The sequence below is a fragment of the Nostoc sp. genome, from assembly GCF_054880495.1.
The window spans coordinates 63,364-74,120 of record NZ_JBTYKD010000064.1; the positions used below are offsets into that span (position 1 = coordinate 63,364).

Consider the following 10,757-nt stretch of genomic DNA (forward strand, 5'->3'; position numbering starts at 1 on the left):
ATGAAATACTGTGTCGCTGTCCCTGGAGATGGAAAAATGGTTTTTATGGAAAGTAAGCGCTTGCTCTTCGTTGCAGACTTTCCATCTGTACAACTCGCTAAAGACTTTTCTGATTTAGTCCAAATACCGCCGTCACCCCATTGTGAAGTTTGTGTAATTGTTCCAGTTCGCAATGAAGCTCAGACGTTGGCAGCAACCCTTACTGCCCTGATCGATCAAGTTGATCTATCAGGGCAGCTTTTAGATCCCAGACGCTACGAAATAATTTTGTTGGCAAATAATTGTAGCGATGATTCAGCAGCTATAGCCCGAACTTTCGCTCAACAACATCCAGATATCGCACTGCATATAGTTGAAAAAACTCTGCCTCCTGCGGAAGCCTATATTGGTCGAGTGCGTCAGATTTTAATGGATGAAGCATACCGCCGTTTGTCTAGCTTAGGACGCACAAGGGGGGTAATTGCTTCAACTGATGGAGACTCGCAGGTTAGCCCAACTTGGATTGCTGCCAACCTGTACGAAATTAGTTGTGGTGCTGATGCTGTCGGTGGGCGAATTCTTGTTGAGCGCGCTGGTCGTGCTAATCTACACCCTTACGCCAGAACTTGCTATCTACGTGAAGTCGGCTACCGCTATTTAATTACCGAATTAGAAACTTATCTTGATCCCGACCCCTATGACAGCTTCCCCCGCCATTATCAACACTATGGAGCAAGTTTAGCAGTAACAGCAGAAATGTATGCACTGGCAGGAGGCTTACCGGCAGTGCGGACTCCTGAAGATGTAGCTTTTTACCGTGCCTTGCAACGGGTAAATGCCCGTTTTCGCCACAGTTTATTAGTACGGGTAGTAACTTCGGCAAGACAAATCGGACGTACCAATGTTGGTTTAGCAAATCAGCTGAGTGAATGGATAGAAATGGGACGGCGACAGCAATCATTTGTAGTCGAGCCAGCAGCAGCTATCGAAACTCGTTTTGTTGCACGTCGCCAATTACGAGTGATGTGGTGGTACGTTCTCAATGGTTATCAGCCAAGTCATAAGAGCGTCGCGTCCTTGGCAGAGATGCTGGGAGTTTCAGCCCAATGGCTTGTGCAAAAATTGACCCAACCTTATACCTTTGGTCAGTTGTTTGAACTGGTCGAAGAACGCCAGCAGGAAGAACAAACGTGGGCTTCGCGCTGGAAATTTGTGAAGATTGAACAAGCAATTGGAGATTTGCGCTTGCGTCTTCAGAGTTTGCGTCAGTAATTGCTAAGGGGAAGCGTCACGCGAGAGTAGGGTAACGCTTCCAAAGTGGTTTATTTCTCAGACTCGCTCGAATAAATCAAGTCGATATTCTTCCTCGCGTTGACCTTTTAAATGCCGCAGTTTATTTGAGGGCAACTCCAAAAACGAGTCGTGAACTTCATCCCCACTTAAAGGATAATCACAGGCATATAGTGTCCAATGAACTAAAAGTAAATGTCCTCCTAATTCCAGGTGTTCTAAAATGCACTGTTGGGATTTTTTCAGGTCTCCCCAGCTCCAGTAATAGCCAACTTCCGAGACTAGGGTCAAATCAAATATTTGATTAGGATATTCCTCTGGGACACGCATAATCTGGAAGTTGACATTGGAGAGATGCTGACAGCGCTTTTTTGCTTTATCCTGAGCTAGTTTTGACACATCAACTGAGAACAATCTGTCACAACGCGCTTGTAGCTTTTCAGTTAAAACACCAATGGAACCACCGATTTCAAAGGCAGACCGATAGCGCTCTTTAGGTAAAGCTGCGATCGTCGCCGCATATTTGTTAGCTTCATAAACGCTTGTCTCAAACTTCCACGGGTCAGGATTTTCGCTGTAGAGTTTATCGAAGTAGCTGGGTGGTAGGGAATTGGATTGTAACGGGTTCATCGGTTTTCCTCTATATAAACTTCCCAAGGATGAGTGAAGTTCGCTAACATTTCGGCACTCAGGCGAAAGCCTTCTGGGTCATCATCAATTAAGTCTGTAATTTGAGAACGATAAGCTGCGATCGCTTGCTGTTTTAACTCCAGTACCGTGCTAATATTCAACCGCCAGATTGTCACCTCAAGAGATGCTGGCAGACTCCCCCGTTGCTCTGAGTCCCAATCCCAAATAGGATACTCAATCAATCGGGGGGATAAGCGCAAACCATCCAGCACTGCGTGAATTAACTTCCACGTCCCTCGGTGGTCTGCGTGAGGGTCATCTCGCCACGGTAAAAAGATAATTTGTGGGGCGACTTCTGTGATGTAAGCACGACAACTAACGACTACACTTTGATACTGTGTTGAAATCGACCCATCCTGCATTCTCCAGAAGGTGACATGATTAACCTCTACACCCAGCAATTTTAATGCTGAGAGTGTTTCAGCCTCCCGCAAAGATCGGAGTGTATCTGCGGGATATTTCCGGGAACGAGGGTGCGAAAGAGTACCATCACTGATGACTAAAACTTGCACATGACAATTTAAAGACCGTAACAGTGCGATCGCACCCCCACAACCTAATGTCTCATCATCAGGATGGGGTGCCACGATTAGTACCGGACTAGAAGCGATCTCCTTAACTGAACGCCAGGGCAAAACACTAGGATTGCTTAGTGGTGATGTCATCAAGCCGAATTTATTCATCATTCCAAAGCAAACAAGCTCTCCTGACTTTGCTGCAAGACATACTTACCGACATTTGCCAAGGCAGCATCAAAAGCAGGTTGACGCAGATATATACTCAAATCTCGGATAATGCGTTCTATTGGATTTGGTGGTAGTAAGCCGCGAGTCCCAACAGAACGTTGACACAAATTCATCACATCAATGCAAATTTGTTCAATTGCTGTCCTCACCATGTTTGCATAGGCGACGAGTTGCTCTGCTTGCGGGTGAGCAACTGTGCGATCGCCACCAAACATCGGTGCATAGGCTGCTACCTGATCCGCAGCCCCGCGCAGCCAGAGATTACCACTTTCAATGGCGATCGCCATTCTGCCAAGCCGTTCCTGTTGATATGGATCATTTGTATATTCCAACTTCTGGAGATACTCACGAGTCAGGTTAAACAGTGCTTCTGCCCCACCTAGTTGCACAGCCGCAAATCGAATCACCCCAACAGACAACCAGGGCTGTCGAAAGTAATCTCCTGCGCCGCCGATTAAAGCGCTCTGCTCCAACTCTACACCGCTAAAATCGACTTTGTAACTAGCAGTAGCTCGCATCCCAGAAGGTTGCCACCAAGCTGGATCACTAACTGTTGTCACTTCCTCCATCGGCACAATGCACATTTGCCAACCGCCTTCTGGCAAGACTCCATTCACGAAAGGACGTTCAACATAGCCTGCACCAGTACAAAAGGTTTTAGAACCTTCCAGCCGATAACGTCCATTCTCAAAAGGAATTATTTTGACACCATCAGAGGCTTCAGCATTCCAAACCCCAAATATTTTATGGCGATCGCGGGCATCACGAGCGTAGCTGGTGATTTGTTCTCTAGAACCAAAAGTCTGAATCAGTTGCAGAGCATTGATATGTCCTTCATAAATTCGCCCAACTGCTAGATTCCCCTGCCCCATCTGCTTTAATAATATTAAAAGCTCATAAGTAACATTAGCATCAATTCCTGCACCCCATCCGCCTAATTCTTTCGCCAATGGTGCAGCCAACAACCCCGCCTTAGCAATCAGTTCAAACTCCTGCTTCGGAAAAGCAGTATTGTAATCTATAGCACTGGCATTGTTTGCACAATAATCAGCAATTTCCGTAGCACGTTTTAGATCCAGAGCAATGTTTGAATCATGGCATTTTGGGATGACGACATTCTGTGATAATTGGATGCTAATAACTGACTCCTTTCTGTAACATTTCTTTATATATTATTGATAGTAATGAAATTAAGCCAGTTAATACCTCTATCTTTTGTGTGATTGTATACTCCATAAAAAGGGAGAAAATTAAAACACCTCTAAGAGGTTGTTTTAAAAGCGTCTTTTGATCTTATAGTTAGCACAACGAAGCATCTCAGTACATCATTATTTGCGGCGACGTGGGATTTGGTTAACAATACCACGCGAGTCGAATGAATGCAGAGGGGATAAGTTTGACAAATCGATTTATCGCCAGTGCAACCTAGTTGAGCGATGCAACAAAGCCGCTTAAAAGAGATATTACCTAAAGAAGATTTAAAGTACTATCAGCCGACCCCAAAGGTTTTGACCGAGATGGAGATGGCATCACGTATGAAGGGTAGAAGCAGCAACATGAGTTTAGTTGCTGCCTCATCCCTGATTGAGCAGGTAATAGTTAAGACTGCGGATTTTGCCGAAGCCCTAACAAGTTTCCGTCAATATCCTTGAAGACAGATAATTGCACTCCATGACCGACATCGGTAATTGGCCCAACTTCAACTCCTTGTTCAATCAGGCTTTGACGAGCAACAACTATATTGTTTACAACAAAGGTACTAACAGTACTACCTGTTTCAACTGAGTTACTTAAGTTCAGTCCAATTGCAAAGCGCCCAATCTCAGGGAGGCTCAACTGTCTCCAGTTAGGAGTGTCATATTTGTCTTCAGGAACAAATCCGAGCTTGGACTTGTACCACTCGACACTAGCTTCCAGATTTGTAACGTCTACTTTAGTGATAAAACTATATTCACCAAAGGTGTTTTTCAATGTCATAATTTACTGTGCTAATCCAAAACTTTTGCCAACATAGATATTATCAACTTTTTTGACCATTAAAAACACTGTAACTTTATCGGTAAACAGTAGTTTAATATTTAACCTAACCAAGCGGGATTCATAGCTGTACCGTCATTTTGGGTTGTAGTCTTATATCGTTCGTACTCCCCTTTAGCCGCGGCCTCACGGGTACGCGCTAATAGTGCTGTAACTCGTGCCCGATCCATTGGCTGAAACGTGCGGACTGCCTCAAAAGCTTGGTCTAAAATTCTCATACTATCGATGCCAGTAATCACCACTGAGGTTGGTAAATTCATGGCGTAGTGCAGGCAGTCAATGGCGCTGACCGTGTTGCTTCTGAGAATGTAGGACTCCCCGATCGATTTCATTCCCAGTACACCAATGTTGTTTTTGACTAGCACAGGTAGAACCTGATGTTCAAAACTTCTAAAATGGGCATCCATCACATTCAATGGCATCTGCACGGTATCGAAGCGGAAACCATTTTGTGTGGCAGTTTCCAGCATCTGAAGATGAATCTGAGGATTCTTGTGTCCTGTGAAACCGATATAGCGAATTTTGCCCGCCTTCTGGGCTTCGACGACTGCCTCCATTGAGCCGCCAGTGCCAAAGACTCGATCGGGGTCTTCAAAGCGCAATATTTCATGATGCTGGATTAAATCAATGTGATCTACCTGCAAATCTTTGAGCGATTCATCAATCTGCATCTTGGCAGCGCCTTTGGTGCGACCATCGATTTTTGTCATTAAGAAGACCTTTTGCCGATAACTATTCTTAAGAGCATTCCCCATCCAACGGTGGCTACGTCCGTCGTGATAGTCCCAAGAGTTATCCATAAAGTTGATGCCGCGATCAATGGCACTGCGGATCAGCTTGATACTTTCTTGCTCCTCTTGAATTTTCCCAATGTGATACCCACCCAAGCCAATTACAGATACTTGTTCTTGGGTACGTCCGAGGGTACGATATAACATTTCGCCGCGTCGAGTTGGAGTGGCTGAACTTTCGGCTAGCAGTTGAGTCGTTTGCTCAACAGGTTGTGTTTGGGCCAAAAGTGGCTGCAAAAATCCTTCTGAAGCTAGTCCTGCTGCCACTAATCCCGAAGCGGAAGCAGCTTTCAATAAGCTACGTCTACTGATATCCATAACTATCTTTTACAAGTAACAATCGGAAATGAGTTGTATAGTAGCACGACAATCTCGCAAAAGAATTCTAACTCAGGTGTGTTTTGAGACATTGGATTTCACAGATAAAATACGCCTGTAATTCCTATTAGATATCTGGTTTTTGCAGCCATCGGGCAACCATACCCGCCAAAACTCCACCTAAAATGGGGAAGACGATGAAAATCCAAAGGTCAGTCAATGCCCAGCCGCGAGTAAAGATAGCTGTGGCTAGCGATCGCACCGGATTGACGCTAGCATTGGTAATAGGAATCAGGATAAGATGCGCCAAGATCAGGGCTAAACCTATGGGGATTGGTGCAGACAGCTTGAGAGCGCGAAAAGATGTTACGCTCAAGATCAGCAGCACAAAGCCACAGGTAACGATGAATTCAGCTAATGCACAAGCCCACCAACTATAGTTACCAGGGGAGTGAATTCCCACCCCATTAGAACCAAAGTTGGCTGTTGTAAACTCCGGCTTGCCCATACAAATCAAAAACAGGATAGTAGTCCCCCAAATTCCGCCAAGAATTTGACTGCCGATATATGGCAAAACGTCTCCGAAATAAAACCGATTGGCTACCCAAAAACCAATTGTGACTGCGGGGTTGAGGTGACATCCACTGATTGAACCAAAAGTATAGGCGGCAGTCAACAAACTTAAGCCAAAAGCGATCGCTACCCCAGTAACTCCAACCCAAGGTACTGCACCAGAGATCACCGCAGTACCCACGCCCATCAGAACCAACCAAGCTGTACCTAGAGCTTCCGCCAAACATCGTTTTGCTAAGGAGTAACGATTCATGATAAGTGCCATAACTGGCTAGACGTGATTAATACTTGCATACATTAGCCAAATGACATTAATATCAATACTCGCTTCTAGATTATTAAGTATAAAAGCTAACAATATACTGTTGATTGGCTTATTTAAAGGACTTCCAAAAAATAAATCATCCTAAATTATTTGTATATCTGTAGAGGGTATTGCAATAGGCCCCAACGATGAGATATTTTGTTAATTGGAAGTCCCTAAAAACTTGATGAAAAATTAAATTTATTCCCTTTGTACATAGCTTTAGACAAATCTGATTTTTCCTTACAGCACTTTTCATTTCCATAAACTATAAAGCAGATAGTAGCACAGCAATGCTCTACCATACGGCGTGATATATTTACCTGAAAACATGGGTGTTCTTCACAGTGTACCAGAGATGAATGCACAGTTATATCGAGACAATTAAGGGGACAAATTATGGCTATTTATCTAGACAGTGCGATCGCATCTCAAGCTGAAGTTGTTAAGCTTTGGGGATGGGTAAAAGGCATTACAACAAATCCCACGCTGTTGGCTCAAAGCGATACCGCACCAGAAACCACACTCAAAAAATTGGTTGCCTTGACAAATGGCCCGTTATACTATCAACTTATGGCATCTGATAAAAAGGGGATGCTAGCTGAAGGTAGAAAAGCTTTCGAGATTATTGGTTCACAAACAATTTTAAAGATTCCCGCAACACTGTTAGGTTTTGAAGTGGTGGCGGGTTTATCCTCAGAAATTACCTGTGCGGTGACAGCAATTTACAGTGCAGCACAGGCAGCAGTAGCACGGGAAGCTGGAGCTAAAATTGCCATAGCTTATGTCAATCGCGCTAGCCGGTTGTTAGGTGACGGTATTGCTTTGGTGCGGGATATGGCTAGCGTACTCCAAGGCAGTGATATTGAAATCTTGGCAGCTAGTATCAAATCTCCTGAAGAAGCAGCTGCGTCGTTGCAAGCTGGGGCGGATCATTTGACTTTACCACTGACAATGTTGCAGGCGATCGCTACTCATGAATTCTCCCAAAAAACGGTTGAAGAATTTGCTAAAATAGGCATTGGCTTAAAATAATTCCTAATTCGTAATGACGCTCTCTACCAGACGCTAAAAGCGTAGCTTGCTTCTCTGTAAGAGTACGATGACTCGCTAACGCTTCTCTACAAGACACTACGCGAACGCGAACGTAATTTGTAATTTGTAATTAAATATGAGTTTGTCAGATATCCCTAATCTCTGGGTTCCTCTAGCACTTTTAGGCTTAATTGTTATAGCTGCTGTATTTTTCAGTCGCAGCAGTTGATATTTCAAGCATTACAGTGGAGATCGAGGTGTCAGTTTTATGTTCGCTGTTGTCACACCAGAGAAAATTCATCCCTAGTCGCGGTAGTAAGCCTACTGGGAAGTTGGCAGCTTTTTAGAGGGACTTAACGGGAAAAGTCAACTTTATGTGTATTAAATAAATCCCACCTAACCATGAGACACAAGAGCAAAAAAAACCCAGGTATAATCTGGGTTGATTCCTATTTCCAGTTGTCAGTTCAATTTTGATTGAGAATACAGCCAAAAACCTTTAATCCACTGCTGCTTTAGCTTTGGCTTTTGCTTTTACCTTTCGCTTCATCATCAGGCCGACTATACCTACTGCTATTGAGCCACCAGTAGTCATAGGTTCGGGGATAGGCGAAAATCCAGATACCTGAAACACGGATAACGCTTGAGGGGTGACCAGAAAGGAGTTGAAGTCCCTAGCTGCGTCTAGGTTTTGAGTTTGTTGGAGTACAGCAGAGCCATAAACAATCGGAGAGTAAAGGTCGATAGGCGGAGTGTATGCAATTTTGACTTTATCAAGTGCTGTTAGAGCGTCTGTGGTGTAAACAACGCCCGCATCTATAGTATCAGTGGTGTCGCTTGACACTTTATTTAGAACATCACGCACATCCGTGCCCAAGACAAGATTGAGTTTCCCCGATATCTCTGAATTGGCAAATAATTGCTGGGCGAATACTCCTGCTGGAACAGACGCAGGATCACCAATAGCCACTTGACGCGCCTGTAATAGGTCTTGAACGTTTGATATGCGTAAGGTTGAATTTATCGGCGTGATTATAGCCAAGGTGTTGTTTAGTATGTCTTGCCTGGTTCCTGCTATTAGTTTGTTGTTAAGTTGCAGATTATCTAACGGTGCTTGGGATACTGAAAAGAATATATCTACTGGCTTTGGATTTGTTCCCATTATAATTTGATTAGCGAGACCAGTAGAACCCCCAAAGGTATTCATAAAGGTGACGTCGGGGTTGCTTTGCTGGTAAAGTGCCTCAACCTGGGGTAGGGTGTCGGTCAAGCTGGCAGCAGCATAGATGTTAATCGGACCACTAAATGTGGCAGCTTGTGCTGGTTTAGCTTGGATTATACCAAAACCCAAAGCAATGCTAGCGGTAGCCAGTGCTAATCTGTACCTTTTCTTCATGAAATATTTCCGTAGATTTAATGTGCGAGTTACTACAATTTTTGAAATTCCAAATCTTGCACCCAGCCTTGAAAGTTTGCTTTTCACTCCATCCAGAAGATAGGGTAAGAAGAAGTCATAGCTGGTAAGCAATCCTTGTTAGTTATGTAGTTAAACCTACTTTAATGTCCAATCAATTACAACTAGTTTGAAAGCATCTTTATATAAAAAATACAGTCATCTATGTACTTATACTGCCAGATAACCGCTTCAAATACCAAGAAAGTAGGTTAATGCATCTGTACTATAAAGAAAATTTGTATAAAGTTATTTTAAAAATATAATTTTTCTATTTAAAGAAGTATATGCATCTGACTTTTGACGGCAACTGTTCAAAAGCAATCTCTCAAACGGATTCTATATCAAGTATATTCACTGATAGTACAATTTGTAAAATTGGGTGTTCAAGGAAACAAACAATGTCGCGCTGGTGGCCAAAAAATTTTGCTTTGTCTCAACTGGGCGATCGCAGACTAAATCGACGAGCCACAGAAATTGGTAAAATATTGAGTCAAGGATTTGGCGCAACTTACTTTCAAGTAAACAGAAAAGGAGATAAGTATTAGTGAATTATTAGAGAGATACGCCAGAAGCTTTATTCGTGAGGAACTATGAGTAAGTTTAAGGAAGTTTTTGGCTATTTAATCTAACTCTAAAGACATCTTTTATCAGCTGTCTATCTTCCTTAACCAAAAGCTCATCTGGTTTATCAAATCTGCGTAGATTAAATTATTCTAAGAAGAGATTTCCGCGATTTCTCCCAAATTGAAGATTTGTTGGACTTATCGGCAATTGAGCCGGACATGTTGGCTGAGATAACACTGTTCCATTAAATGTAAAAGTAGTGCCGTTAGAATTGATAGCAGTACCACTGATCGCCAGAGCTGCAACAAAGTCTCCTTGTACTAGACCCTTAAGGGCGATACTTACTAATGGTGAAGGTGGTTGTGTGACTGCTTGCCAACTTATCTGATCGGTACTAACGTTATAAGTAGCGTTTTGTCCCACAAAGTGTAGGGTACCGTTGGGATCAAATTGAAAACAAGCAGTAAAATTATCTCCCTGACTCGAATAAACATTCATATTGTAACTTTTGCCCCGTATTCCAGCTTGTACTGGCGCAGCAAACAACATTATCTGTCCAAGTAAAAAAGTTAAAACTAAACCACATTTAGATTGGATGATTTGCACTGACATAATTGTTTATCTCCTTTACCTAATCAAGTAATTCCTTACCTTTACCCGTTGGTGAGAGGTTAAGGTCATTAACCATTTGTCAATAAGTAATGCTGCTTAAAATTTAGTCAAAATCGAGGTCATAAACACAAATTTTCAGCCTGCGATCGCTAAGTTGGGCTACGCCCAAGCATCATCTGGAAAATTATCGTTCATTCTTGTCTTAAAGCTTAATTAGATAAATCCTCGATAGCGTGGATAATTTATAGCCTCATCACTACTGACAAAACGAATTATACCCTACTTCTGCACTTCATTTTGTAATATACGAAGATTTCCAATATCTGCCAAATGGTGGTTAGATATCAATCAAAAACCAGCAT

General features: G+C 43.0%; 11 protein-coding genes. 3 read left to right on the forward strand and 8 right to left on the reverse strand.

Annotation, left to right across the window (positions count from 1 at the left end):
- On the forward strand, positions 1-1,251 hold the full coding sequence (locus ACYTXL_RS07670; RefSeq protein ID WP_461924183.1) for a glycosyltransferase family A protein: 1,251 nt from the start codon (positions 1-3) through the stop codon (positions 1,249-1,251).
- A 57-nt stretch (positions 1,252-1,308) separates the two neighbouring features.
- Here ACYTXL_RS07670 and ACYTXL_RS07675 read toward each other — a convergent pair whose 3' ends face one another.
- From ACYTXL_RS07675 to ACYTXL_RS07700, 6 genes are all read right to left on the reverse strand, one after another.
- Entirely contained in the window at positions 1,309-1,899 is a 591-nt protein-coding gene (locus ACYTXL_RS07675; protein ID WP_461924184.1) for an SAM-dependent methyltransferase, read from the reverse strand.
- Positions 1,896-2,645: a PIG-L deacetylase family protein gene (locus ACYTXL_RS07680; protein WP_461924185.1), complete on the reverse strand. Its 750-nt coding sequence runs from the start codon at positions 2,643-2,645 to the stop codon at positions 1,896-1,898. Before ACYTXL_RS07680 ends, ACYTXL_RS07675 begins: the two co-directional genes overlap by 4 nt.
- Positions 2,642-3,874, reverse strand: a complete 1,233-nt coding sequence (locus ACYTXL_RS07685; protein ID WP_461924197.1) for an acyl-CoA dehydrogenase family protein — start codon at positions 3,872-3,874, stop codon at positions 2,642-2,644. The genes ACYTXL_RS07680 and ACYTXL_RS07685 overlap by 4 nt, the downstream gene beginning before the upstream one ends.
- Before the next feature lie 430 nt (positions 3,875-4,304).
- A complete protein-coding gene (locus tag ACYTXL_RS07690) occupies positions 4,305-4,682 on the reverse strand; it encodes a VOC family protein (protein WP_461924186.1) in 378 nt (125 codons plus the stop codon).
- A 101-nt stretch (positions 4,683-4,783) separates the two neighbouring features.
- Positions 4,784-5,851, reverse strand: a complete 1,068-nt coding sequence (locus tag ACYTXL_RS07695) for an aldo/keto reductase (RefSeq protein ID WP_461924187.1) — start codon at positions 5,849-5,851, stop codon at positions 4,784-4,786.
- 127 nt (positions 5,852-5,978) lie between these two features.
- Positions 5,979-6,689 carry an aquaporin gene (locus tag ACYTXL_RS07700; protein WP_461924188.1) on the reverse strand — a complete coding sequence of 237 codons (711 nt, stop codon included), beginning with the start codon at positions 6,687-6,689 and terminating at the stop codon, positions 5,979-5,981.
- A 438-nt stretch (positions 6,690-7,127) separates the two neighbouring features.
- Here ACYTXL_RS07700 and ACYTXL_RS07705 point away from each other — a divergent pair, with 438 nt between their 5' ends.
- On the forward strand, positions 7,128-7,763 hold the full coding sequence (locus ACYTXL_RS07705) for a transaldolase family protein (RefSeq protein WP_461924189.1): 636 nt from the start codon (positions 7,128-7,130) through the stop codon (positions 7,761-7,763).
- 499 nt (positions 7,764-8,262) lie between these two features.
- Here ACYTXL_RS07705 and modA read toward each other — a convergent pair whose 3' ends face one another.
- Positions 8,263-9,159, reverse strand: coding sequence for a molybdate ABC transporter substrate-binding protein (modA, locus tag ACYTXL_RS07710; protein ID WP_461924190.1), 897 nt, complete (start codon positions 9,157-9,159; stop codon positions 8,263-8,265).
- 458 nt (positions 9,160-9,617) lie between these two features.
- Between modA and ACYTXL_RS07715 the strand changes: the two genes are divergently transcribed.
- On the forward strand, positions 9,618-9,764 hold the full coding sequence (locus tag ACYTXL_RS07715; RefSeq protein ID WP_461924191.1) for an IS4/Tn5 family transposase DNA-binding protein: 147 nt from the start codon (positions 9,618-9,620) through the stop codon (positions 9,762-9,764).
- 163 nt (positions 9,765-9,927) lie between these two features.
- Here ACYTXL_RS07715 and ACYTXL_RS07720 read toward each other — a convergent pair whose 3' ends face one another.
- Positions 9,928-10,395 (reverse strand): hypothetical protein, encoded by a 468-nt coding sequence (locus ACYTXL_RS07720; protein ID WP_461924192.1) that lies wholly within the window; start codon positions 10,393-10,395, stop codon positions 9,928-9,930.
- Between the last annotated feature and the right edge of the window lie 362 nt (positions 10,396-10,757).